This is a genomic window from Herbaspirillum sp. YR522 (assembly GCF_000282575.1).
Lineage (GTDB): Bacteria > Pseudomonadota > Gammaproteobacteria > Burkholderiales > Burkholderiaceae_D > Herbaspirillum.
The window spans coordinates 1-24254 of the sequence record NZ_AKJA01000108.1; the positions used below are offsets into that span (position 1 = coordinate 1).

The window sequence follows — 24254 nt, forward strand, 5'->3', positions numbered from 1 at the left end:
TTCTCGCTCAGGCCGGCCATGCGCGCCTGCTGCCGCGGTACCAGCAACAGCAGCTGGCCCAGGCGCTGGTCGGCGTTGCCGACCAGTTGCGTCAGCAGCATCTGCATCTGCTGCATGATGGACTCGGCACTGGCGGCGTCGATCTGCGCCGTATCGACCCGCCATTCCAGCCGCAGCTCTTCGGTGAGCGTGGCCACGATGGTCAATGGGTAGTGCGTCTCTTCGCGGTTGTGCACCACCTCCAGGCGCAAGCCGCGGTCCTGCTCGGCCTGCAGCGCCAGGTCGAGCGGATAGTTCTCGAACACCAGGATACTGTCGAACAGCGCCTGGCCACCCTGCCCGGCCCAGGCCTGGATCTCGTAGAGCGGCGAGGTGTCGAATTCGCGCACGGCCAGGTTGGTGGCCTGCAATGCGTCGAGCAATTGCTGCACCGTCATCGCCGGGTGCAGCTGCGCCACGATGGGCACGGTATTGATGAACAATCCCAGCAGTTCGTCGGCGCCGTCCAGTTCGGTCGAGCGCCCGGCCACGGTGGCGCCGAACACCACCGCCGATTGCCGGCTGTAGCGGTGCAGCAGCAGGCTCCAGGCGGCCTGCACCAGGATATTGACGGTGCAGTGGCGCTCGCGGGCGAACGCCTGCAAGGCGGCCGTGGCCAGCACGTCCAGGTGGGCCACGCAGCTATGCTGCCCGGTCGCCGGCTGGCGCACCGGCGGCAGGCTGTTGACCAGGCTGACCGGCGCGGCCAGGCTCGCAAGCTGGGCACGCCAGAAGTCGGCAGCGGCGCCGCTGTCCTGCTGCTGCAACCAGCCGATATAGTCGCGATAGCGCAGGCCCGGCGTGGCCAGGGTAGACCCGCGATAGACCCGCAGCACTTCACCGATCAGCTGCTGCGTGCTCCAGCCATCGAGCAGTAGGTGGTGGCGGGTCCAGATCAGGTGATGCTGGTGGTCGCTGACCTGCACCAGCGTCAGGCGCATCAACGGCGGATACATCAGGTCCACGCCGCGCGCATGATCGGTGGCGGCCAGAGCCTCCAGGGCCGAATCGATATCGTTGCGCCCGCGCCAGTCGAGCCGCGCCAGCGACAGCGTGCAATCCCTGGCGACCCATTGCAATGGCCGCTGCGCATGTTCGATGAAGCCGCTGCGCAGGATGTCGTGGCGCGCCGCCACCTGCTGCCAGGCGGCCTGGAAACGCTCCGCATCCAGGCGATGCAGGTTGACCCGCAGCTGGTTCAGGTAGGCGCTGGCCTGGGGCGCCATCAGGGCATGGAAGAACATCCCCGATTGCATCGGCGAGAGCGGGTAGATATCCGTCACCCTGGCCGCGGGCAAGGTCTCCAGCACGGCGTCGAGCTGCGCCTGTGTCAGCCCGGCCAGCGGAAAATCCGACGGCGTGGCCGCGCCGGATACATCGGCGCAGTGGGCCAGCAGCGAGCGCAGGTTGCGCGCGAAATCCTGCAATAGCGCGGCAATCGCGGCCCCCTGGTGCAAGCTGCGGCAATAGACGCATTGCAGTTGCAGCCGGCCGTCCACCACCATGGCGTTCAATTCCAGCACGCTGCGCCGCTGGCTGGCGGGATCGCGCTCCTGCTCGGCCAGGGCGTCGCTGCGCGGCAACAGCTTCCACTGCGCGTCGGCTGGCCAGGCGTCGAAACGGCCCAGGTAGTTGAACGTGACCTGCGGCTGCACCGCCGGCCGATGGGCCTCCAGGCTGCGCCACAGCCCATGCCCCAGGCCGTTGCGCGGCACCTGGCGCAGTTGTTCCTTGATGCCCTTGATCAGGTCGCCCGCGGCGCTGCTGGAGACCACCAGTTGCACCGGGTACAAGGCGGTGAACCAGCCCACCGTGCGGCTCAGGTCCAATGGTTCGGCGCCCTCGCCGGGCAGCTCTTCGCGCCCGTGCCCCTCGACCTCGATCAGGATGCTTTCGCGCGCGGCCCACTCGCACAGCGTCTGGGCCGTCGCGGCCAGCAGCAGGTCGTTGATGCGGGTGCGATAGGCGGCATGCGCATCGCCCAGCAGGAACGCGGTGCAGACGCGGTCCAGCTCGATCTGCTCGCGCCCGGCGTTGCCGACCGTATTGGCGTCGCGGCGCCCCACCGTGGTGGCCGGCGTGCATGGCAGGTCGGGTTCGTCGATGGCGGCCAGGCGCTGCCAGTAGTCGCGTTCGGCCTGTGGCAGTTGTGGGGCGGCCTTGGCCAGGGCCTGCGCCCAGTGTCCGAAACCGGCGCCCGGGGCTGGCGGCACGCCACCTTCCAGCCGGGTCTGCAGGTCGTCGAGCAGGATGCGCCAGGACACCCCGTCGATCACCAGGTGATGCGCCACCAGCAGCAGCGTGGCCGTGGCCGAGCCTGGGGTATGCAGCCACAGCACGCGCCATAGCGGTCCCTGGGCCAGGTCCAGGCTGCGTTGCGCACGGGCGATGGCAAGGTCGTGCTGCGCCTGGTCCGGCACCTCGACGGCTTCGAAGCAGTCGTCCGGCTGCGCGGCGATGGTCTGGCGCCAGGCGCCATCCGGGCCCGGTGCGAACCGCAGTCGCAGTGCCTCGTGCTGGCCCGACAGCGCCATGACGGCGGCCCGTAGGGCGGCCACCGGCGTACTGGCCGGTCCTTGCAGCATCAGGCTCTGGTTCCAGTGCGCCGGTGCTGGCGCATGATGTGCGAAGAACCACTGCTGGACCGGCGTCAGCGGCAGCGCCTGTGGCGTGGCCGGCGCCGGGGCCAGCGGCGTGCCGCCGGCCCCGTCCAGGGCCACCGCCAGGGCTGCCAGCGCCGCCAGGTCCTGCGATTGCATCAATTGGCGCGGGGTGATGCGCCAGCCGCCCTTTTTCAGGCGGGCCACGATCTTGAGGGTGAGGATGGAGTCACCGCCGAGCGCGAAGAAATTGTCGTGGCGGCCGACCTGGGCCACGCCCAGCACTTCCTGCCAGACCTGCGCGATGGCGGCTTCGACCGCGCCCTGCGGCAACGCCTGGTCGGCCACCGGCCGGCTCTCGGCGATGGCCTGCGCCGTCGGCGCCGGCAAGGCGCGACGGTCGATCTTGCCATTGGCGTTGAGCGGCAAGGCGGCCAGCATCACGATATGGGCCGGCACCATGTAGTCGGGCAACGATGCCGCCAGCTGCGCGCGCAAACCGCTGGCTTCGACCTGGCCCACGACATAGGCGCACAACTGCATGCGGCCGTCGTCGGCCGGGCTGGCCAGCACCTCGGCCGCGCTGACGCCGGCCTGGGCACGCAACACGCTGGCGACTTCCTGCGGCTCGACCCGGTAACCGCGAATCTTGACCTGGTCGTCCACCCGTGCAAGAAACACCAGGCGCCCCTGCGCGTCGAGCCGAACCCTGTCACCGCTGCGATACAGGCGCTCGCCGCTGCCGCCGGGGTCGGCGATGAAACGCTCGGCCGTGGCCCCCGGGCGGCCCTGGTAGCCGCGCGCCAGCGCCACGCCACCCATGTAGAGCTCGCCGTCGGCGCCCGGCGGCACCGGGTTCAGGTCGGCATCCAGCACCAGCATTCGCAGGTTGGGCAACGGCAGGCCCAGCGCCACCGGCTGCTGCGTCGACAACGGCTGCGTGAGCACGCCGACGGTGGTTTCGGTCGGACCGTAATGATTGATCACACGGCACGCCGGGCTCAGCGCGGCGATCTGCGCCAGCAGGCTGGCGCTGGTGGTCTCGCCACCGAGCACCAGGGTATGGCGTGGCAGCACCTGGGCCGCCTCGGGCGCCTGCAACAATGCCTGCAGGTGACTGGGCACGATCTTGAGCACATCGATGGCGTGGGCCTGCATGGTGGCCGCGAACAGGGCCGGGTCGAAGGCGGCCTGGGCCGACAGCAGGTGCAGGCTGCGTCCGGAGCAGAGCGCGCCGAAGAAACCGGTGTGCCCGAGGTCGGCCGCCACCGTCGACACCATGCCCATGCTGCGCACCGACGGCGGCAGCTCGAGCCGGGCCAGTACCCCTTGTACGTAGTTGGCCAGGCCGCCGTGGGTCAGCACCACACCCTTGGGACGACCGGTCGACCCCGAGGTATAGATCAGGTAGGCCGCCTGGTGCGGGTGCGGTGGCCGCAAGAGCGCGTTGGCCGCCGGCCGCGGCTGGCTGGCCAAGGCCAGCGGCAGGCAGGCCGCCGGTGCGCCCGGCAGCCGGTGCAGGCGTTCGCCTTCGGCCGTGGCCAGCAGCAGCGTGATGCCGCTGTCGACCATCTGGTAGGCCAGCCGCTCATCGGGCAATTGCGGGTCCAGCGGGACGTAGCAGGCGCCCGCCTGCAGCGCGGCCAGCACGCCGATGACGAATTCGACCTGGCGCCCGCAGGCCACGCCGACCCGCGACTCGATGCCCACGCCCTGCTGCTGCAATCGGGCCGCCAGGTGGTCGACCTGCGCCTGCAGCTCGATCGCGCTCAGGGCATGCCGTTCGTCGGCCACGGCCAGCGCCTGGGGCTGCCTGGCCACCTGCTGGCGCCAGGCCGAGATCACGTCGGCCCAGGGCCATGCCTGCGGCTCGGCCGCCAGTGGTGCCTGCGCGCCCGGCCACGGCCATTGCGCCAGCGGCTGCCGCGGCTGGCCGGCGACGTGGTCGGCCAGCGCCACCAGCGCGGTGGCCAGGGCCTTGACTTCGTCGGCCAGGAACCGGGTCTGGGCATAGACCAGCACGCAATCGATGCCGTCGGCGCTGGCGCTGAAATCCAGGCTCAGGTCGAAGTGCGCCTGGCCACCGGACAGCTCCTCGAGGCGCATGGCCACGCCGCCCGCCTGCCATGGCGGCAGCGGCGCACGCTCGGTGCACTTGACCTGGCACAGCGGATGCACGTGCGGCATGCGTTCAGGTTGCAGGGCCTTGAGCACCATGTCGAACGACACGTCCTGGTGCTGCTGCGCCGCCAGCACCGTATCGCGTACCTGCCGCAGCAGCGCGTCGAAGCCCAGATGGCTGTCGAGGCGGGTACGCAATACCTGCAGGTTGATCAGGTAGCCGATCATCGACTGCGTCTGCGGCTGGCGCCGGTCGGCCATGGGCGATCCGATGCGCAGGTCGCTGCTGCCGCTGCTGCGGTAGAGCACGACATTGAGCAGCGCCAGCATGCCCATGTAGAGCGACACCCGTTGGTCGGCACACAGTTGCTTGAAGCGTTCGGCGGTGGACGGGTCCATCGAGAAGGCATGCCTGGCCTCCGGCATGGCGCCATCGGAGCCAGCCTGGCGACGGCCGTGGGGCAACGGCAACGGCGGGTGCTCGTCACCCAGCTGGGCGCGCCAGAAATCGAGCTGGCGCTGTTGTTCGGCAGGCCCCAGGCGTTCGCGCTGCCACAGCGCGTAGTCGGCGAACTGAACGGCGGGCGTGGCCGGGGCGGGCGCTTGCCCCTGGCTGCGGGCTGCATACAGCGCGCTCAACTGCCCCATGAGGATCGGCAGCGACCAGCCGTCGCCGGCGATGTGGTGCAGCGACAGGCCCAGCAGATGGCGCCGGGGCGAGCAGCGCACCAGCAGCGAGCGCAGCGGGATGTCGCGCGCCAGCGCAAACGGTGCCTGGGCAAGATCGTGCAGCCATTGGCGCGCCAGGTGCTCATCGCCTGCTACGTCGCGCACCTCCCCCAGCACCCCGGTGATGCCGGCCAGCGCCAGTTGGCGCGGTTCGCCATCGGGTTGCTGCAGATAGATGGTGCGCAGGATCGCATGGCGTGCCACCAGGTCATCGATGGCCTGTGCCATGGCGACGGCGTCGAGATCGCCTTCCAGGTGCAGCACGCCCGGCATGTTGTAGGCCGGGCTGTCGGGATCGAGTTGCCAGGTGGTCCACAGCGAATGCTGGGCCGGCGACAGCGGCAGCGGCCCCTGGCGTTGGGCCTGGGTCAGCATGCCGATGCCCGCGCCGGCGGACACCGGCGCGGCGGCGGCGAGCGCCTCGCGCACCGACTGCGCCAGCTCGCGCAGATGCGGCCGCTCGAACAACAGGCGCACCGGAAAATCGATTTTCCAATGCTCGCCGATGGCGCCGGCCAGTTGTACGGCTTTCAGGGAGTTGCCGCCCTGGCGGAAGAAATGCGCCTCGCCACTGGTCGGTGCGATCTGCATGACGCGCTGCCAGAGGGACCGCAACTCGAGCTCGATGGCGTCGGCCGGCGCCGCCTCGGCCGGGGCCGCCGGCGCGGGGGCATGGGTGGTCAAGGTGCCGAAGGCATGGACGGCATAGGCGTCCAGGGTCGCCGCCAACCAGCCCGCGCGGCAGGCGCTACGCTGCAGCTTGCCGCTGGAGGTCTTGGGCAGCGCGCCGGGATTGAGCAGCACGATCACGCTGGCGGCCTCGGCGCAACTGTGTGCGATGCTTTCCTGCAGGCTCTCGACGAGCACCTGCGGCGGCACCATCTTTTGCACGCTGCGCGACACTTCCAGCGCCACGCCGATGCCTTCGATGCCCTGCGGATGGTGTGCGGGCGGCACCGAGAACGCGGCCACGCGGCCCTTGCGAACCAGCTCGACCTCGTTCTCGATGGCGCGCTCGATGTCCTGCGGATAGAGGTTCTGCCCGCGCACGATGATCATGTCCTTGCTGCGGCCGGTGACGAACAGTTCGCCGCCGTCCACGAAACCGAGGTCGCCGGTGCGCAGCCAGCGTTGGCCGTGGTCACTGACGAATGTGGTGGCGCTGTCCTGTGCGCGCTGCCAATAGCCGGCCGCGATGCTGGGACCGGCGGCCCAGATCTCGCCTACCTGCCCCGGCGGCAAGGCCTCGCCACTGGCGGGGTCGGCAATGCGCAACTGGTGCCCGGATGGCGACACGCCGCAGGCCACCAGCTTGACCGCCTCGCCGTCGGTTGCCGATGCGGCCTGGCCGCGCCGCAGCGCTTCGCCGTCGAAGGCCGCCACCCGCATGCCTGACCCGCGCTGGCCGCCCGTCACCAGCAGGGTCGATTCGGCCAGCCCATAGCAGGGATAGACCGCATCGCGCGAGAAACCGACCGCGCCGAAGCGCTCGATGAAGTCGCCCAGCGTGTCGTGGCGCACCGGTTCGGCGCCCGAAAAGGCCACCCGCCAATGCGACAGGTCGAGCCCGGCGCTGCGCTCACCGCCGATCCGGTCGACGCACAGCCGATAGGCGAAGTCGGGCCCGCCGCTGATGGTGCCGCGATGACGCGACAAGGCCTGCAGCCAGCGCAGCGGGCGCTCCAGGAAGAATGCCGGCGACATCAGCACCACCGGTATGCCGCGATACAGCGGTTGCAGCAGGCCACCGATGAGACCCATGTCGTGGTACAGCGGCAACCAGCTGACGAAGGTGTCGTCGCCGCGCACGCCCAGGCGTTCGGCAATGGCCGCCTCGTTGGCCATCAGGTTGGCATGGGTGACCATCACGCCCTTGGGGGCCGAGGTCGAGCCCGAGGTGTATTGCAGGAAGGCGATGTCATCGGCGGCGATGCGATGCGGCAACGGCGCGCCGGCCGGATGGTCTGCGTCGACCGCCACCAGCGCCGCGGCGCCGGCCAAGGGCGTGTCGTCGGCCAGCAGCGCCGCCTGCGTGGCCTGCGTCACCAGCCAGCAACTGGCGCCGGCGTCCTCGGCGATGCCGGTCAGGCGCTGCAGGTGCTGGCCGCGTACCGATTCGGGCCGGTGCAGCGGCACCGCGATGAGGCCCACCGCCAGGCAGGCGAAGAAGCCGACCACGTAGTGGATATCGTTGTCCAGCAGCAGCAGCGCCCGTTCGCCCGGGGCATGGCGCCGTTGCAGGTGGCACGCCAGCGCATCGATGCGGGCGAGCAGTTCGGCATAGCTGAACTGCTGCTCGCCGCCGGCATCGACCGTGACCAGGGCCTTGTCATGCGGGCGCGTGTGCGCCAGCTGGTTCAGGCGCAGCACCATGTTGTCTGCACCAGCGTCGAATGCGGCGGAGGTCGTCATTGCGTTCCGATCAAGTTGGAAGTTCATGTCAGGTTGCCGTGCGAGCGGGCCATCGCCACCACCACCTTGCGCGCGCCCGAAAAAGGCGTGCGGGCATGGGCCACGAGCATGTTGTCGAGCATCAGTACGTCACCCGCCTGCCAGGGAAAGATCACGGTCTGCTGCGCCAGCACCGCCCGCACCTGTTCCAGCGTGGCGTCGTCGATGACGCTGCCGTCGGCCCAGCAGACGTTGCGCGGCAGGTTGTCCTGCCCCACCAGTTCGATCAGCGAAGCCCTCACTTCCGGCGCCAGGTTGGACGCATGGAACAGGTGCGCCTGGTTGAACCACACCATCTCGCCGGTGACCGGATGCCGTTCCACCCCCTGGCAATGCTGGCGGGTGCGCAGGCCGTCGTCGTCCAGCCATTGCCATTGGATATGATTGCGCCGGCAGAAGGCCTCGACCTCGTCGCGCCGCTGCACGCCGAACACCTCCTGCCAGGGCAGGTCGAAATCGGCGCTGTAGTTGCGCACGTATTGCAGGCCTTGGGCGAAGCGCTCGCGTATCGCCGCCGGCATGCGCTGGTAGATGGCGCGGCTGTCGGCAATCGGTGTCTCGCCGCCCACCGGCGCGGCCGTGACGCAGTGAAACCAGATCCGCATCGGCCATTCGCGCGTATAGGCCTGCTCGTTGTGCAGCGGGATATGCTGGTGCGCCGGATATTCGGTCGAGGTGTAGACGCCACCGGCCACCGCCGAGCGCGGCGTGGAAGCGAATTCGTAGCGCAGCAACGGGTCGCCGAAGGACGCTGCGAATTGCTGGAAGTCGGCCACCGCCGGCACCTGGTACCCCCGCAGCAGCACCCCACCAGTGCTCGCCAGGTGGTGTTCGATCTGCGTGGCCAGGCCAGGCCCGGCCTGTTCCAGCGACAGCCCCTCGTGCGGCGCCTGGAGCAGCACCGGCAAGGCGGGCGAGGCGGTGCCGGCGCCCGGAATGCGGGCGGTCGTCGCCGGTGGCTGCAATAAGGTATCGGTCGTCAAGTCAACATCTCCGTCATCACGGTTGAATCCAGGCCAGGGCGGCGGCGTAGCCGGGAAGTGTTTCGAGTCGGTGTGCCTGCACCTGCGGCCAGTCAGGCCGGCCATGCATCACGGTGTAGCGGCCATCGTCGTGCGGACATACCTCCAGCGTGTGCAGGTGTCGGGCAATACCCAGGCCCAGCGCCTTGAGCGCGGCCTCCTTGCCGACCCAGCGTTGCAGGAAGCCCTCCGCGTCGAGGCGGCCCGCCCTTTCCCGCTCGCGCGGCCCCAGCATCTGCGCCGCCATGGCGTCGAGCTCGTCGGCGGCCAGCACGCGCCCGGCGCTTTCGATATCGATCCCGACCTGCAGGCCGTCGGCCAGCGCCAGCAGCCCCGCCTGCCCCGCATGCGACTGGTTGAAGGCGGGGCCGCCGGGCGTGGCCAGGCATGGCTTGCCATAGGCGTTGCTGGCCAGGCGCACGCACTGCGGGGCACAACCCAGGCGACTGGCCAGCAAGTGGCGCAGCGCCACCCGCATCTCGCCGTAGCGCACCCGATCCTGCAGATGGCGATAGCGGGCGGCATGCACCAGTTCGTCCTGGCTCAGGCAGTGCCAGTCACGCGTGGCGATGGGCTGCGTAAAGTCGAAGTCGACCTGCCACAGCGCGATCTGTGGCGGTGCCTGTTCAGGCGTTGCCAAGCGCCTCGGCAACGGGCGACTCCTCGAGGCGGTGGCGGTGATAGCGCGCCAGGTAGTGCGCAATGCGGTCCATCAACGCCTGCTGCTGCGACTGGAGGTAGAAGTGCCCGCCTGCAAACCAATCGACCGTCACGGCGGCCGTGCTTTCGTGCTGCCATGCCTGCAAGGCCGCAGCCGGCACGGCGTCGTCGACGCCGCCGAACACATGCACCGGCAGGCGCAGCGGCCCCGGCTCGGGCTGGAACGATGTGCAGACGCGGTAATCGGCACGCAGCACCGGCAGCACCAGCGCCATCAGTTCGGGGCAGTCGAACACCTCGTCGGCGGTACCGCCCTGGCGTCGCAACGACGCCACCAGCGCCGGGTCGGAGTCGTCCGGCGGCGACCATTGGCGCGCCGCGGGCGCCGCGCAGGCCGATACCAGCAGCGCACTGGGCGCACGCACCTGGCATGCCGCCAGGCGCCGTGCGACCCCCTGTGCCAGCAGGCCACCCATGCTGTGGCCGAAGATCGCATAGGGGGTGTCGATGCCGGCCACGGCGCAAGACAGTTCCCGGGCCAGCAATGCAGCCAGTTGGGCATAGTCCTGCAGCAACGGCTCGCCGATACGACGTCCGCGCCCCGGCAGTTCCAGCACGCGCAGATCCACATTGGGGCCGAGCGCGGCGCCCCACGGAAAATACAGGCTGGCGCTGCCGCCGGCACAGGGGATGCAGAACAGCGTGATCATGGGCGAAGCCGTCACCGGTCGATCATTGGCGCGGGGCGTTGGCGGCCTGCTGCTGCATGAATTCACGCAGGCTGCGCGGGCGCATGTCGACCCACACGCTCTCGATGTGTTGCAGGCAGTGGGCGCGGTTGCCGCTCACGCCGGTGTCACGCCAGCCGCCCGGCACCGACTTGTAGTCGGGCCATAAGGAGTATTGTTCCTCGTGATTGACCAGCACCCGGAAGTTGGTGTCGTCGCGATCGAAACTCATCTGCTTGCCTCTTTGTCTTGGAGACGCCACGCAGCGAAATCGCCGGGCGCCAGGTTTCGTAACAGCATATTCAAATGCGAATCACTCTTGATAACCTGACGAATCGGTGAAGCGCAAATTTAGTCTTTCGCGCAGCTTTTTTTCAGCTCATATGCTTGCGACAACAATCCATGGCGTCGCGGATCATGAAGTTCACCAGCGTGGTCGACACGCCAAGCTCTTCGGCCACTTCGCGTTGGGTGCAGCCATCGAGGCGATGCAATTCGAAGGCGCGGCGGGTGCGCGCCGGCAAGGTCAGCAGGTCGGAGGCGATCAGCGACAGGGTCTGGCGCGAGATGACGTCGCTCTCTGGCGTAGCCGGCCCGGATACCACATGTGCGCCCTCCTCCTCGTCGCCGAAGACGATCGACTCCATCGACATGCGCCGATGACGATCGATGGCCAGGTTGCGTACCACCTGGAACAGGAAAGCCATCGGCTGGCGAATCTCGAAGGTCGGTGCCACCTCGGCGATCTTGAACCAGGCGTCCTGGATGACGTCTTCGGCGCGCTGGCGACATCCCAGTATGCGGGTGGCAGCGTCGCGCAACTGCGACCGGCTGGCGATGAATTCGCTGCACAAATCAACCCGTGGATGCTGATCTGACAACACGTTCTCCTTGTCCGATACCACCGGCCTGCACTGACCCTGTCGTTCTTCCCGTACATCGCCCGACGAGCGGGCCATGGCAGATCAGTTACATTGCCTGTTTGATATCTGGTTAAGCCAACAATTAGCCGCCAGCGCCCCGGCATTGGATGGGCGTGGCGCGACCCCGCCCGGAGGCGGAAATCTTCTGGTATTGATGAGTTGGCTGGCGGACGGCCGCAAGACGTTCGGTGTCGGGCTGGTGTCCGTGGCTGTATTGCTTTTCTTGTCGCTGCTTGCTGTGGTGCATCACATGCCATGACAGGCATGTAGTGAGTTTTTATTATTTTCTCAGACAACGATAATAACAAGAATCATTATCAATAGTAAGTACTAATTGTTATAAGCAAATGACATCGGGTCGTGTTCGTGATTGCGCCGGAGATCACAAGGGTCGCAGCCATGGATAATCGTGCTCCTTCAGAACCAGTGATTGGCCTCCTTGAGGTCATTGCGCATCTCCTTGAAGCAATGATCGGTCCATTCGCTGCGGCTGACCTCATTGCGCCGCATCAGGACCACCTTGCGCTTCAAGGTCGGCTGGCGCAACGGTGCCACGTGCAGGCTGTCGTCGCGCAGGTAGCTGGTATACAGGCTGGGCATGACGCCGATGGCGATGCCGGCGCGCACCACGCCATACAACGATTCGCTATGCACCACCTGGTAGCGGCGCGACGCCGCCAGGCCATGTTGCATCATCGCCGCCGAGGCGAACTCCCAGATGCTGCCCTGGGTGAACATGACGATCTCCTCGCCCGTCATCTGCCGCCATTGCACTTCCTTGGCACCGGCCAGCGGGTGGCTGCGGGGCACGATCAGTACCAGCTCGTCCTCGAACAGGGCCACCGTGTCCAGCGCGGTCACATCGGTGGGCTTGATGCCCACGCAAAAATCCAGCTTGCCCGAATGCAACGCCGCCAACAGGGCGTCGTTGGGCATGTCCTGTAGCAAAATCTCCACATGTTCGGCATGCGCGCGGTTGTACCGTGCGATCACCGCCGCCGTCAGGGTCACCGCCGAGGGGATGGCGCCGATGCGGATCCGGTGGCGCCCGGTACCGATGGCGTGCTCGATGTCGCCGAAGGTATTGGCGGCGGTGTTGAGCAGGTGACGGGCGTATTCGAGCACCACGGCGCCCTGCGCGGTCAGGCTGATCTGGTGCGTGGTGCGGTCGAAAAGCCTGATGCCAAGCTGGTTTTCGAGCTGCTTGATGGATGCGCTCAGCGCCGGCTGGGTCACCGCCAGTTCGTCGGCGGCACGGCTGAAACTGTTGGTCGAGGCCAGCGTCGCCAGCGCCTGCAGGTGGCGCAAGGTGACTTTTTGATTGAGCTTGATCATGTCGCGGCAGCTTCGTCCCCGTTCCCGGGGCCTGGTTTTATAAGTTTGTTTTATGAAATTATAAATATAAACAAATTATATTATTTAAGCACTTGCCCTATTCTCCCCCCCGATAGCAGTTTTCGACAATCTGAGCCGGCCGCAAGGCCGCAATCGAGGGGGATGGAATGAAACAATGGATGATTGGCGCCGTGGCGATCCCGGCATTGATGGCAGGCGCGCAGGCGCAGGCACAAAGCAAGTTCGAGATCTATGGCCTGATCTCCGGTGGCGTCGGCTACCTGACCAACCAGGGCGGCCCGCATAACTTCGAGGCGCTGTCGGGCACCAACCAGAACCCGCGTATCGGCTTTCGTGGCCAGGAAGACCTGGGCGGCGGTACCCGCGCCATCATGAACCTGGAAAACGGTTTCAACATGATGACCGGCGGCGCGTCGCAGAACGGCCGCCTGTTCGGTCGCCTGTCCTACGTGGGCCTGTCGAGCAACTCGATGGGTACCCTGACCCTGGGGCGCCAGTACGAAGCGGTCAAGGACTACCTGGGCCCGGTGGTCATCGCCAGCAACGGCGTGCATATCGGCGACAACGACAACGGCTACAACAACCTGCGTGTGCAGAACTCGGTCAAGTACATCAGCCCCAGCTTCGGCAATTTCAACGTCACCGCGCTGTACGGCTTTGGCGAAGCCGCCGGCGACGCCAGCATCAACCGCGTCATGAGTATCGGTTCCGGCTACAAGGGGGGCGACTTCCGCTGGGCGGTGGCCTACACCCAGATGGACACCCCCAACAGCAGCCGCAGCCCCGATGGCGCGATGAGCAACGACTACGCCAGCTCGCTGCTGATCTTCAACAAGAGCCTGGTCAGCTCGGCAGGCGTGCGCCGCCAGCGTATCGCCGGCACCGGTGGCTTCTACACCGTGGGCAAGACCGACTTCGGCGCCATGTACAGCAACGTGCGCTACGAATACCTGGACAACACCAAGCTGACGCTGCAGAACTTCGACTTGAACCTGGTCAACCACTTCACGCCGGCGCTGAACCTGGGCGCGTCGTATTTCTATACCGTGGGCAAGTACGACACCGTCAACAAGAAGCCCAAGTGGCACCAGATCAACCTGCAGGCCGATTACTTCCTGTCCAAGCGCACCGACGTGGCCATCACCTACAGCTACCAGATGGCTGCCGGCGACGCCACCAACGCCACCATCTTCGGCTTCCCGTCCTCCAGCGACAAGAAGCAGGCAGTGCTGATGCTGGGCATGCGCCACGTGTTCTAAGACCTTGCGGCAACGGGCCTGCCTTGGCGAGCAGGCCTAGAATAGCGACTTTTGCACCCTGTCTTAGCAAGTAACGAGGATCACCATGTTCAACAAAGCAAGCCTGTCCACCCTCGCCGCCCTGTTCGGCGCCGGCCTGATGTCGTTGGCGGCGCCCGCGCATGCCGACAAGCGCACCCTGGTGCTGTCGGCCTATCCGATCGCCCAGCCACTGTTCAACAAGCTGGTCTACGCGCCATTCAAGGAAAAATGCGGCTGCGAGATCGTGGTCGAGACCGGCAACAACGCCGACCGCATCGCCAAGCTCGAGGCGCGCCGCGCCAACCCGGTGGTCGACCTGGTGCTGCTGTCGGACTTCGGCATGCTCGAGGCCGCCCGCAAGGGCCTGGTGCAACCGCTGGACTACGGCAAGTTGCACAACTATGGCCAGATCTATCCGTTTGCGCGCAATCCCATCGGTGGCAACTACGCCGTCGGCTACACCATCTATTCGGTCGGCATGGTCTATCGCACCGACAAGATCAAGTCGCTGACCTCCTGGAAGGACCTGTGGAGCGCCGATATGAAGGGGCGCATCGCGCTGCCCGACGTCAGCACCACGCAGGGGCCGCTGGCGCTGCAGATGGCCGACATCGCCTGGGGCGGTCGTGGCGACGACTTTGCCACCGGCATGCAGAAGATCCTGGCCATCAAGAACAACGTGGTGACTTTCTCCAAGAACAGCGCGCAGTTGTCGTCGCTGTTCGCCCAGGACGAGATCTGGGCCGCGCCGGTGGCACGCTTCACCTGGGCCCAGCTGATGAAGACCGGCATGCCGCTGAAATGGAGCATTCCGGCCGAGGGCCAGGCCGCCGGCATGAACGTGATGGGCATCGTGGCCAAGTCGAAGAACGCCGACCTGGCCTACCAGCTGATGGACTTCTGGCTGTCCAGGGAAGTCCAGACCGCGCTGGCCATGGAACTGGTCGATTCGCCCGTCAATACCCAGGTGGTGCTGCCCAAGGACCGCGCCGAATTCAACACCTACGGCGGCGAGCACATCGCCTCGCTCAAGTTCGTCAAGCCCGAGACCCTGCTCAAGCACCGTTCGGACTGGCTGGCGCAATGGAACAAGGGCATCAGCAAGTAAGGCCAGGCCCGACCCCCGATGAAGATGATTGCAACCCATAAACAAAGGCTGGGCGTCATGCTGGTGGCGCCGGCCCTGATCTTTACCATCGTCTGCTTCCTGCTGCCGGTGGCGGCGCTGCTGGTCGAGGCGTTTCGCGTCGGCGGCGCCGACAGCATCGACGGCGGTGCGGTGCACTGGAGCCTGGAGCGCTTCGCCAGCTTCTTCGCCGATCCGCTGAACCGCCAGGTCTTCATGCGCACCTTGCGCATCGCGATCCTGGTGACGCTGTTTTCGGCCCTGCTGGCCTATCCCGCTGCGCAAGCCATCGTGCGGGTCTCGCCGCGCTGGCGCGGGCTGGTGCTGGGCATGATGATCCTGCCGCTGATGGTGTCGCCGATTGCGCGCACCTATGCCTGGATCGTGCTGTTCGGACGCAACGGCGCAGTCAATGCGGCATTGCTGCACCTGGGGCTGGCCGACGAGCCGCAGCGCCTGCTGTTTTCGGAAATGGCGGTGTTCGTCGGGCTGCTGCAGCTGCTGTTGCCGCTGATGCTGATGTCGCTGGTGAGTTCGATGGAAAACATCTCGCGCGATGTCACGCTGGCCGCGTCCACGCTGGGCGCCAATGCCTGGCAGGTATTTTGCCGCGTGACCCTGCCGCTGACCCAGGAAGGCCTGATCGTCGGCGGCACCCTGGTATTTACCGGTTGCGTCACCGCCTACGTCACGCCAGCCCTGTTGGGCGGGCCCAAGGTGCTGATGCTGGAAACCCTGCTCTACCAGAAGGTCAGCGTCGAGAGCGACTTCGGCAGCGCCAACGTGATTGCCGTCATCCTGGTGGCGATGACCCTGGCGGTCAATGCCGGATTGAAACGTATTGCCGCGGCACGGAGTTCCAAATGAAACAAGGTGTGTTTTCACGTGCCATGCTGTGGCTGGTCATGCTGTTCTTGCTGGGTCCTTTCCTGATCGTGTTCCTGGCCGGCTTCAGCGGTGGCGAGACGCTGGTATTCCCGCCGCCCTCCTACTCGCTGCGCTGGATCATCGACGTGCTGGCCACCGACGAATTCCAGCGCGCCTTCTCGACCAGCCTGCAGATCGGCCTGCTGGCCACGGTGATCGCATTGCTGCTGGGCGTGCCGGTGGCCTACGCCATGTCGCGCATGCCGCCGCCGGGCATGGCCGTGATCAAGCAGGTGCTGACCTCGCCGTTGATCATCCCGGCCATGCTGGTCGGCCTGGGCCTGCTGCGCCACTTCGTGCTGCTGGTCGACGCCCCGGTGTTCATGGGCTTGCTGGTGGGCCACGTTGGGCTGCTCACGCCCTACGCGGTACGGGTGGTGTATTCGAGCCTGGTCAACCTGCGGGTCGATATCGAGGAAGCGGCCATCACGCTGGGCGCCTCGCGCGCGCAGACCTTCTTCATGGTGGTGCTGCCCAATATCCGCAGCGCCGTGATCGCCGCTTTCTTCCTGGCCTTCGTGACCTCGTTCAACCAGGTGCCGGTGTCGCTGTTCCTGACCGGGCCGGGCATCAGCACCTTGCCCATCGAAATGCTGGGCCATATGGAAAACAGCTTCGATCCATCGATCGCGGCGCTGTCGACGCTGCTGGTGCTGTTTACGATGGCGTTCGTGCTGCTGACCGAAAAGGTGCTGGGCATCTCCAAATACATGTGACATGAGCAAGCGATGAATTATTTGACTTTGCAACAACTGGCGCTGGGCTACGGCAACAGCAAGACCGCCGTCGAAGCACTGGACCTGGAGGTGCGCCAGGGCGAGCTGATCTCGTTGCTGGGCCCGAGCGGCTGCGGCAAGACCACCACCATGCGTGCCATCGCCGGCCTCATCGAGCTGCGCGCCGGCCGCATCACGCTGGACGGCCGCGATATCAGCCGGGTGCCGCCCAACAAGCGCAACATCGGCCTGGTGTTCCAGTCGTATGCGCTGTTTCCGCACTTGAACGTATTCGACAACGTGGCCTTCGGCCTGCGCCTGCGTCGTGTACCGGCACCGGAACTGCGCAGCCGCGTGGCCAAGGTGATCGACGCGGTCGGCCTGAGCGGCTTCGAGGATCGCCTGCCGGCGCAGATGTCCGGTGGCCAGCAGCAGCGCGTGGCGCTGGCGCGCGCCATCGTGATCGAACCCAAGCTGCTGTTGCTGGACGAGCCGCTGTCGAACCTGGACGCCAAGCTGCGGGTGCAGATGCGCGCCGAGTTGCGCCGCATCCAGCGCGAACTGGGCATCACCATGCTGTATGTGACCCACGACCAGGAAGAAGCGCTGGCGATGTCCGACCGCATCGTGGTCATGAATGGCGGCAGGATCGAGCAGCTCGACACCCCCGAGACGCTCTACAACGCGCCCCGCACGCGCTTCGTGGCCCATTTCATGGGGTTCGAGAACCTGTTCGATTATCGCCAGGGCCAACTGCTGGGCAATGGCCAGGCGCTGGCTTGCGCCCCGCTGCCCGCGGGCACCGCCTGCGCGGCCTGGCGGCCGGAACAGGTCGACGTGGGCCAAGGCCCTTATGGCGGCACGGTGCTGTCGCGCGGCTTCCTGGGCGACCGGGTCGAATACCTGCTCGACACCGCCATCGGCCAGGTCAAGGGCACCGCGGCCGCGGCCGCTGCCGTGGCCCGCGAAGGCGATACGGTTGCCTTCAGCCTGCCGCCGGAACGCGCCCTGCTGCTGCCGGCCTGAACCCTCACAAGAACAACAGGAACGACCCATGTACAAGATCTGGCTTGATACCGATCCCGGCTTTGACGACTGGCTGGCCATGCTGCTGTTGTCGGCCAATCTCGACGTGACCTGGCTGGGCGTGTCGGTGGTGGCCGGCAATGCGCCGCTGGCCGCCACCTACGAAAACGCACTGCGCATCAAGAAGCACTATCACCTGGACGTGCCGGTCTATCCCGGCTGCGACAAGCCGCTGGCGGCCAAGGTCGAGACCGCACAGGAGATCCTGGGCGCCAGTGGCATGAGCACCACCGGCGAAGCCTTGCCCGGGGTCGATATCGCCCAGCTGGAAGCCGAGCAACTGGCGCGCCAGCAACGCCAACCGATGCCGCATGCGGTGGACGCATTGATCGAGGCGATCCGCGCCAACCCGGGCCAGGTCACGCTCATGTGCATCGCACCCCTGACCAATATCGCGGTGGCGCTGCAGCGCGCGCCGGAGATTGCGCCGATGATCAAGGAAATCATCCTCATGGGTGGTTCGGCCGACCAGGGCAACCATACGGCGGCGGCCGAGTTCAACATCTACGCCGACCCCGAGGCGGCCGACATCGTCTTCAACGCCGGCATCCCCTTGCGCATGTTCGGGCTCAACCTGTGCCGCCAGTTGCTGGTGACCAGCGCCGAGGTGCAGCAGGTGCGTGCGCTCGGTACGCTGCGCGCCAAGTGGCTGGCCGGTTACTTCGAGGCCTACCTGCGCATTCGCAGCGCGGACGGTTCGGTGCCCATGCCGATGTACGACCCGGCCGTGGCGATCTGGCTCAAGCGCCCCGAGCTATTCAGCTTCGAGCCGGCGCGGGTCGATATCGAACTGGCGGGACGCCTGACGCGTGGCATGACCGTGTGTGAATTCCGCGTGCCGCGCCGGGCCCAGGCCAATGCCCAGGTCGCCATGACCGTCGATGGCCCGCGCGCCATGCAATGCATGATGCAGGAACTGCTCGGCACGCTCTCTTGAGCGGCTGCCCCCAATCGCTAGAGAATCTATGACCTCACTTGAACAAGCGCCGGCCACTGGCCTGACGCTGGAACAGTTCGTCCACGCCCTGCCCAAGGTGGAGCTGCATTGCCACCTGTTCGGCACGGTACGCAAGCAGACCTTCATCGATCTGTGCCAGGCAGCGGGCAACCCGATCGCGCGCGACGAGATCGAGGCCTTCTATACCCGCGGCGAGAAACCGGTGGGCGTGCTGCGGGTGCTGCGCGCGCTGGACGCGCAGTTGATACGCACGCCTCAGGACCTCTACCGCATCACCTACGAATATTTGCAGGACGTACGCGCCCATGGCGTGCTGTATGCCGAATTCTTCTGGAACCCGACCGGCACGGTGCGGGTGTCGGGGATTGCCTACGACCGTGCCCAGGACGCCATCGTGGCCGCCATCCGCGATGCCGGGCGCGACTTCGACGTGATCGGCCGGCTGGTTCCCAGCATCGACCGCGAAGCCAGCCCGGACGAGGCGCTGGCGATGGTGCAATGGATGTGCGACCACCGGCTGCCGGAAGTCATCGGCATCGGCATGGACTACCGCGAGAACGATCGTCCGCCCGAGCTGTTCGAGCAGGCCTATCGCTGCGCCCGCGAAGCCGGATTCAGGCTGACCGCGCACGCCGGCGAATTCGGCATGCCCTGGAACAACGTCGAGACCGCCATCGACCGCTTGCACGTCGACCGCGTCGACCACGGCTACACCATCGTCGACAACCCGGCCTTGCTGCAGCGCTGCATCGAGCGCGACATGATCTTTACCGTGGTGCCGACCAACTCCTACTACCTGCGCACGCTGGCCCCCGAGCGCTGGGCACTGGATCACCCGATCCGGCAGATGGTGGCGGCCGGCCTGCGGGTGCATCCCAATACCGATGACCCCACCCTGCACCTGGTCACGCCCACGGCGGCCTGGCTGATGATGCTGCAGTTCGGGCTCGATGTGGACGCCTTGCGCCACTGCATGCTCAACGGCCTGGATGCGGCGTGGATCGACGACGACCTGCGCGGCCGCTGGCGCCGGGAATGGTCGGCCCAGTTCGATGCCCTGCGCTTGCGCCTGCGCGGCTGAGCGCCCCCAGAAAAAAGAGCAAGCTGCATGGCTTGCTCTTTTTTTTTGGGGGCGCGGTGCGTGGATGAGTTCAGAACACCACGCCCGAGCCCAGGATGATGTTGGCGTAGGGCGTACATTCGCCGCTGCGGATCACCGCCCGGGCGCGACCGGTGAGACGCTTGAAATCCTCATGCGGGACGTGCCGTGCGCCCGGCAACGCCAGCGCCGCGATCTGCGCGGCCAGGGCCGGACTGCGCTCGGCCAGTTCCTGTGCCAGCACATGCTGTTCGACCTCCAATTCGCTCAATACCGCACCTAGCACCTGCATGAAGCCGGGCACGCCGCGCATGAGCGCCAGGTCGATCACCGGCACCCCCGGCGGCACCGGCAAGCCGACGTCGCCGATGACCAGGGTATCGCCATGGCCCATGGAGGCGATGACTTGCGAGAGGGCGGCGTTGAGCAAGGTGGTCTTCTTCATGATGGTCCTTCGCGGTCAATCGATCAATTCGCCATGCCCACTTCGTCGCGCCGCGGGATGGACGTCTGGGCGCCCTCGCGCGTGACGCTGATGGCCGCCGCGGCCTGGCCGTAGGCGATGGCGTCGAACTCGTCGCGTCCAGCCTCGAGTGCGGCGATGAAGCCGCCGATGAAGGTGTCGCCGGCGGCGGTGGTATCGACCGCCTTGACCTGCTGGGCCGGCAGGTGGCGCGCGCCGACCCGTTCGAAGTCGCCATGGACGCCCTTCTCGCCCAGCGTCACCACCACGTTGCGGGCACCGTGCCGGCGCAACTCGCCGGCCAGCATGGCAATGTCGTCGGACTGCTGCCCGGCCAGCATCGCCGCCTCGATCTCGTTGAGGATCAGGTAGTCGACCTTGGACAGCACGCTGGCCGGCAAGGACTGCGCCGGCGCCGGGTTGAGCACCACGGTCTTGCCCATCGCATGGGCCATCTCGATGGCATGGATCACCACCGGGATCGGTACTTCCAGTTGCAGCAGCACGATCGAGGCCGCGCCGATCAGTTCGCGCGCCTGCTCCAGGTGCTCGATGGCCAGCCGCCCATTGGCGCCCGCGGCCAGCACGATACTGTTCTGGGCGCGCTCGTCGACCAGGATGGAGGCAATGCCGGTGGCTTCGTTGGCGATGTCGGTAATGTGACGGTCGTCGATGCCGTTGGCCACGATGGAGGCGCGCATCTGGGCCCCGAAGGCGTCGTCGCCCAGGCACGCGACCATGGCCACGGCCGTGTCGGGACGCGCCAGGCGGGCGCAGGCCACGGCCTGGTTGGCGCCCTTGCCGCCGGGGATGGTCATGAACTTGCCGCCGGCCAGGGTTTCGCCGGGCATGGGCATGCGCGGTACGCGCAAGACCAGGTCCATGTTGATGCTGCCGATAATGACGATCATGGGTTCCTATGCATTCAAGAATGGGGCGGTCGAGCCGCGGATCTGCAATTGTGGCGCGACCGTTTCACGGCGTATCGGGCGCTTGGGGTCGGCAATGCGTTGCAGCAGGCATTGCGCGGTGAGCTCGCCCAGCTGGCGGGTGTTCTGCGCCACCGTGGTCAATGGCGGATGCACGAACTGGGCCAGCTCGATATCGTCGAAACCGACTACCGACAGCGCGCCCGGCACGGCGATGCCCAGTTCGCCGGCCGCACGCAGCACGCCGATGGCCATCAGGTCGTTGCAGCAGAAGATGGCGTCCGGGCGCGCATCGGCCTGCAGCAACTGCATCCCGGCCCGATAGCCGCCACCGCTGGTGAAGTCGGCATGCAGCAGCGCCTGCGGCGGCAAGTCGCATCCCGACTGTTGCAGCGTGTGGCGAAAGGCGCCGACCCGCTGCTCGGACAAGGCCAGTCCGGCCGGCCCGGCAATGCAGGCCAGGCGCCGGTGACCCAGCGCCAGCAGGTGCGCCGCGGCCAGTTCGCCGCCCAGCGCATTGTCGGTGCTGACCAGGTCGATGCCGAGCTGGGTCGGGGCGCGGTCCAGCAGCACCGTGGGCACCTTGAGCCGGCCCAGCAGCGCATGGTCGGTCTGGGTCAGCGTGGCGATGATCAGGCCGTCGCAGCGCTTGGTCAGCAGTACCTGCAGGTAGTCGTTCTGCTTGTGCGGGTCGTCGTCGGAATTGCACAGGATGACACTGTAGCCGGCGCCATAGCAGAAATCCTCGATGCCGCGCGCCAGCTCCGAAAAATAGGGATTGGTGTTGTTGGGAATGATCAGCCCGATACTGCTGGTGACGCGGCTCTTGAGCGAGCGCGCCAGCGCGCTGGGCACGTAGGACAATTGCCCGACCGCCTCCAGCACCCGTTGCCGGGCCTCGGGGCTGACCGGACGGGTGTCGTTGAGCACGTGCGATACCGTAGTGAAAGACACCCCGGCCAGCCGGGCGACATCCTTGATGGTGGCCATGCGCGATGACCCTCAGCCGGCGTGCCGCTGGCCGCGACGGCGATAGGTGTCGAGGATCACCGCGGCCACGATCACGGCGCCGGTGATGATGCGCTTCATCGGCTCGCTCACGCCGACCTGCGCCAGCCCGGCTTCGAGTACCGAGATGATCAGCACGCCGATGAAGGTGCTGATGATCGAGCCGCGCCCGCCCATCAGGCTGGTGCCGCCGATGACCACCGCGGCGATGACCTGCAGTTCCATGCCGACACCGCCATTGGGGTCGGCCGCTTCCAGGCGCGAGACCTGGAACAGCGCGGCGATGCCGGCGAACACGCCCATCAATGCGAACGCCAGCACCTTGCTGGGGTTGGGGTTCACGCCCGACAGCCGCACCGCCTCCTGGTTGGTGCCGATGCCGACCCAGTAACGGCCCAGCACGGTGCGGGTCAGCACCAGGTGCGCCACCACCACGATGGCAATGGCCGCCAGGAAGGCCGGCGACATGCCCAGCAGGATCGGCGAACTGACCACGTCGACGGCGCTGCCGATGTACTCGGTGCGCGAATTGGTGACCTGGTAGGCCAGGCCACGGGCGATCTCCAGCACCCCCAGCGAGACGATGAAGGACGGGATGCGCCAGTGCACCGAGATCAGTCCGGTCAAGGTGCCGCAGGCGGCCGCCACCACCATGCCCAGCAGCGCGGCGGCATACAGCGGCCAGCCCCAGCGCACCATGGCCATGGACAGCATCGAGGCGGCCAGCGCCATCACCGAGCCGACCGACAGGTCGATGCCGCCGATGATCAGGATGAAGGTCATGCCCACCGCCATCACCACCAGCGGCGGGATGTCGTTGGACAGCGTGATGAAGGTCGCCGACGACAGGAAGTTTTCGCTGAGCCAGGCGAACATGATGCACATGGCCAGCAAGGCGGCCACCAGCCCGGTGTAGTTCTTGAAGCCGGCCAGGGCCGACTGGCGGGAAGAAGGCGAATTAAGCATGGATGTCTTCGTTAGTCTTGTTTTCGGCGGCGGCGCCGACATAGCCGCTGAAGGCAGCCGCCAGGATACGTTCCTGCGACCAGTCGCCGCGGGCAAAGGTGTCGACGATGCGTCCGGCGCTCATGACCGCGATGCGGTCGCACACCTGCATCAGTTCGCGCAGGTCGCTCGATACCACCAGCAGGCCACGACCTTGCGCGGCCAGCTCGGCGAACAGCTTGTAGATGTCGGCCTTGGCACCGATGTCGATGCCGCGGGTCGGCTCGTCGAACAGCATCACCGGGCAATCGCGCACCAGCCAGCGGGCAATGACCACCTTCTGCTGGTTGCCGCCCGACAGCTCGCCGGCGGCCTGGCCGACGTGCTGGGAGCGAATCTTGAGCTTGTCGACGAAGTCGCGCGCAATGGATTGCTCGGCGGCATGGTCGAGCACGCCGGCACGGCTGACGCGGCCCAGGTCGGCCAGCGAGGTATTGACGCTGATGGCCTGCGGCAGCAGCAGGCCCTGCCCCTTGCGGTCTTCGGTGACCATGGCGATGCCGGCCCTGACCGCATGCGCGGGGCTGCGCAACCGGGCTGGGGTGCTGGCGTCGCCGATGAAGACCTCGCCGCAGTCGGCGCGATCGGCGCCGAACACCAGTCGCAGCAATTCGGTGCGACCGGAGCCGATCAGGCCGGCCACGCCCAGGATCTCGCCGGCGTGCAAGTCCAGGTTGGTCGGCTGCACCACGCCACTGCGACCCAGGCCGCGCACGCGCAGCAGCGGCGCGCCGATCTGACGATGTTCGCCGTCGAGGTCGACCCGGGTCAATTCGCCCGCCATCAGTTGCACCAGTTGCTCGGTGCCGTGGCGGCGGATGTCCTCGTCGCAGACCAGCTTGCCGTCGCGCAAGACCACGATGCGGTCGGCGATGCGCTTGAGTTCTTCCAGCCGGTGCGAGATGTAGATGACCGAGACACCCTCGGCACGCAGCTTTTCTATGCGCGCAAACAGCAGCTCTACCTCGCGGCTGGTCAGCATCGCCGTCGGTTCGTCGAGTACCAGGCAGCGGCAGCTGCCGATCAGG

Annotated in this window: 20 protein-coding genes; 8 read left to right on the plus strand and 12 right to left on the minus strand. The window is 66.8% G+C overall.

Annotated features, from left to right (window positions below):
- From PMI40_RS14715 to PMI40_RS14740, 6 genes are all read right to left on the minus strand, one after another.
- Positions 1-7901: non-ribosomal peptide synthetase (locus tag PMI40_RS14715; RefSeq protein ID WP_008116795.1), on the minus strand; the 7901-nt coding region annotated here is incomplete at its 3' end.
- Between the two features lie 23 nt (positions 7902-7924).
- On the minus strand, positions 7925-8923 hold the full coding sequence (locus tag PMI40_RS14720) for a TauD/TfdA family dioxygenase (protein ID WP_008116797.1): 999 nt from the start codon (positions 8921-8923) through the stop codon (positions 7925-7927).
- A 16-nt stretch (positions 8924-8939) separates the two neighbouring features.
- Positions 8940-9602, minus strand: coding sequence for a 4'-phosphopantetheinyl transferase superfamily protein (locus PMI40_RS14725; RefSeq protein ID WP_157221559.1), 663 nt, complete (start codon positions 9600-9602; stop codon positions 8940-8942).
- The gene (locus PMI40_RS14730) at positions 9589-10332 is read right to left on the minus strand and encodes a thioesterase II family protein (RefSeq protein WP_008116801.1); all 744 of its coding nucleotides are present in this window, start codon (positions 10330-10332) and stop codon (positions 9589-9591) included. The genes PMI40_RS14725 and PMI40_RS14730 overlap by 14 nt, the downstream gene beginning before the upstream one ends.
- Positions 10333-10354: 22 nt before the next feature.
- The gene (locus PMI40_RS14735; protein WP_008116804.1) at positions 10355-10582 is read right to left on the minus strand and encodes an MbtH family NRPS accessory protein; all 228 of its coding nucleotides are present in this window, start codon (positions 10580-10582) and stop codon (positions 10355-10357) included.
- A gap of 142 nt (positions 10583-10724) precedes the next feature.
- Complete coding sequence (locus PMI40_RS14740; RefSeq protein ID WP_040502102.1) at positions 10725-11231, minus strand: RNA polymerase factor sigma-70; 507 nt, start codon at positions 11229-11231, stop codon at positions 10725-10727.
- 76 nt (positions 11232-11307) lie between these two features.
- On the opposite strand from PMI40_RS14740, the gene PMI40_RS14745 reads away from it, so the two are divergent.
- A complete protein-coding gene (locus tag PMI40_RS14745) occupies positions 11308-11532 on the plus strand; it encodes a hypothetical protein (protein WP_040502098.1) in 225 nt (74 codons plus the stop codon).
- A 158-nt stretch (positions 11533-11690) separates the two neighbouring features.
- Here PMI40_RS14745 and PMI40_RS14750 read toward each other — a convergent pair whose 3' ends face one another.
- Positions 11691-12608 (minus strand): LysR family transcriptional regulator, encoded by a 918-nt coding sequence (locus tag PMI40_RS14750; protein ID WP_008116809.1) that lies wholly within the window; start codon positions 12606-12608, stop codon positions 11691-11693.
- Between the two features lie 179 nt (positions 12609-12787).
- Here PMI40_RS14750 and PMI40_RS14755 point away from each other — a divergent pair, with 179 nt between their 5' ends.
- From PMI40_RS14755 to PMI40_RS14785, 7 genes are all read left to right on the plus strand, one after another.
- Entirely contained in the window at positions 12788-13888 is a 1101-nt protein-coding gene (locus tag PMI40_RS14755) for a porin (RefSeq protein ID WP_040502103.1), read from the plus strand.
- An 85-nt stretch (positions 13889-13973) separates the two neighbouring features.
- Complete coding sequence (locus PMI40_RS14760; RefSeq protein WP_008116813.1) at positions 13974-15017, plus strand: PotD/PotF family extracellular solute-binding protein; 1044 nt, start codon at positions 13974-13976, stop codon at positions 15015-15017.
- Positions 15018-15035: 18 nt separating this feature from the next.
- Positions 15036-15902: an ABC transporter permease gene (locus PMI40_RS14765; protein WP_238540955.1), complete on the plus strand. Its 867-nt coding sequence runs from the start codon at positions 15036-15038 to the stop codon at positions 15900-15902.
- On the plus strand, positions 15899-16678 hold the full coding sequence (locus PMI40_RS14770; RefSeq protein WP_008116819.1) for an ABC transporter permease: 780 nt from the start codon (positions 15899-15901) through the stop codon (positions 16676-16678). Before PMI40_RS14765 ends, PMI40_RS14770 begins: the two co-directional genes overlap by 4 nt.
- Positions 16679-16690: 12 nt before the next feature.
- On the plus strand, positions 16691-17704 hold the full coding sequence (locus PMI40_RS14775) for an ABC transporter ATP-binding protein (RefSeq protein WP_008116820.1): 1014 nt from the start codon (positions 16691-16693) through the stop codon (positions 17702-17704).
- A gap of 28 nt (positions 17705-17732) precedes the next feature.
- Positions 17733-18701, plus strand: coding sequence for a nucleoside hydrolase (locus tag PMI40_RS14780; RefSeq protein ID WP_008116821.1), 969 nt, complete (start codon positions 17733-17735; stop codon positions 18699-18701).
- Positions 18702-18729: 28 nt separating this feature from the next.
- A complete protein-coding gene (locus tag PMI40_RS14785; protein WP_008116823.1) occupies positions 18730-19803 on the plus strand; it encodes an adenosine deaminase in 1074 nt (357 codons plus the stop codon).
- A gap of 70 nt (positions 19804-19873) precedes the next feature.
- Here PMI40_RS14785 and rbsD read toward each other — a convergent pair whose 3' ends face one another.
- The 5 genes from rbsD to PMI40_RS14810 form a co-directional block, all read right to left on the minus strand.
- Positions 19874-20266 carry a D-ribose pyranase gene (gene rbsD / locus PMI40_RS14790; RefSeq protein WP_008116825.1) on the minus strand — a complete coding sequence of 131 codons (393 nt, stop codon included), beginning with the start codon at positions 20264-20266 and terminating at the stop codon, positions 19874-19876.
- Positions 20267-20289: 23 nt separating this feature from the next.
- The gene (gene rbsK, locus PMI40_RS14795; RefSeq protein ID WP_008116827.1) at positions 20290-21195 is read right to left on the minus strand and encodes a ribokinase; all 906 of its coding nucleotides are present in this window, start codon (positions 21193-21195) and stop codon (positions 20290-20292) included.
- 6 nt (positions 21196-21201) lie between these two features.
- Positions 21202-22203, minus strand: coding sequence for a LacI family DNA-binding transcriptional regulator (locus tag PMI40_RS14800; protein ID WP_008116829.1), 1002 nt, complete (start codon positions 22201-22203; stop codon positions 21202-21204).
- 12 nt (positions 22204-22215) lie between these two features.
- Entirely contained in the window at positions 22216-23187 is a 972-nt protein-coding gene (locus PMI40_RS14805; protein ID WP_008116832.1) for an ABC transporter permease, read from the minus strand.
- On the minus strand, positions 23180-24254 hold a 1075-nt coding region (locus PMI40_RS14810), incomplete at its 5' end, for a sugar ABC transporter ATP-binding protein (RefSeq protein WP_040502099.1). The genes PMI40_RS14810 and PMI40_RS14805, both read right to left, overlap by 8 nt.

What these genes read in the sequence shown, in the direction of transcription:
- PMI40_RS14730 (WP_008116801.1), bottom strand. Translation starts at nt 10,332, where the DNA reads ATGATCACGCTGTTCTGCATCCCCTGTGCCGGCGGCAGCGCCAGCCTG.
- PMI40_RS14735 (WP_008116804.1), bottom strand. Translation starts at nt 10,582, where the DNA reads ATGAGTTTCGATCGCGACGACACCAACTTCCGGGTGCTGGTCAATCAC.
- PMI40_RS14745 (WP_040502098.1), top strand. Translation starts at nt 11,308, where the DNA reads ATGGCAGATCAGTTACATTGCCTGTTTGATATCTGGTTAAGCCAACAA.
- PMI40_RS14750 (WP_008116809.1), bottom strand. Translation starts at nt 12,608, where the DNA reads ATGATCAAGCTCAATCAAAAAGTCACCTTGCGCCACCTGCAGGCGCTG.
- PMI40_RS14755 (WP_040502103.1), top strand. Translation starts at nt 12,788, where the DNA reads ATGATTGGCGCCGTGGCGATCCCGGCATTGATGGCAGGCGCGCAGGCG.
- PMI40_RS14760 (WP_008116813.1), top strand. Translation starts at nt 13,974, where the DNA reads ATGTTCAACAAAGCAAGCCTGTCCACCCTCGCCGCCCTGTTCGGCGCC.
- PMI40_RS14765 (WP_238540955.1), top strand. Translation starts at nt 15,036, where the DNA reads ATGAAGATGATTGCAACCCATAAACAAAGGCTGGGCGTCATGCTGGTG.
- PMI40_RS14770 (WP_008116819.1), top strand. Translation starts at nt 15,899, where the DNA reads ATGAAACAAGGTGTGTTTTCACGTGCCATGCTGTGGCTGGTCATGCTG.
- PMI40_RS14775 (WP_008116820.1), top strand. Translation starts at nt 16,691, where the DNA reads ATGAATTATTTGACTTTGCAACAACTGGCGCTGGGCTACGGCAACAGC.
- PMI40_RS14780 (WP_008116821.1), top strand. Translation starts at nt 17,733, where the DNA reads ATGTACAAGATCTGGCTTGATACCGATCCCGGCTTTGACGACTGGCTG.
- PMI40_RS14785 (WP_008116823.1), top strand. Translation starts at nt 18,730, where the DNA reads ATGACCTCACTTGAACAAGCGCCGGCCACTGGCCTGACGCTGGAACAG.
- rbsD (WP_008116825.1), bottom strand. Translation starts at nt 20,266, where the DNA reads ATGAAGAAGACCACCTTGCTCAACGCCGCCCTCTCGCAAGTCATCGCC.
- rbsK (WP_008116827.1), bottom strand. Translation starts at nt 21,195, where the DNA reads ATGATCGTCATTATCGGCAGCATCAACATGGACCTGGTCTTGCGCGTA.
- PMI40_RS14800 (WP_008116829.1), bottom strand. Translation starts at nt 22,203, where the DNA reads ATGGCCACCATCAAGGATGTCGCCCGGCTGGCCGGGGTGTCTTTCACT.
- PMI40_RS14805 (WP_008116832.1), bottom strand. Translation starts at nt 23,187, where the DNA reads ATGCTTAATTCGCCTTCTTCCCGCCAGTCGGCCCTGGCCGGCTTCAAG.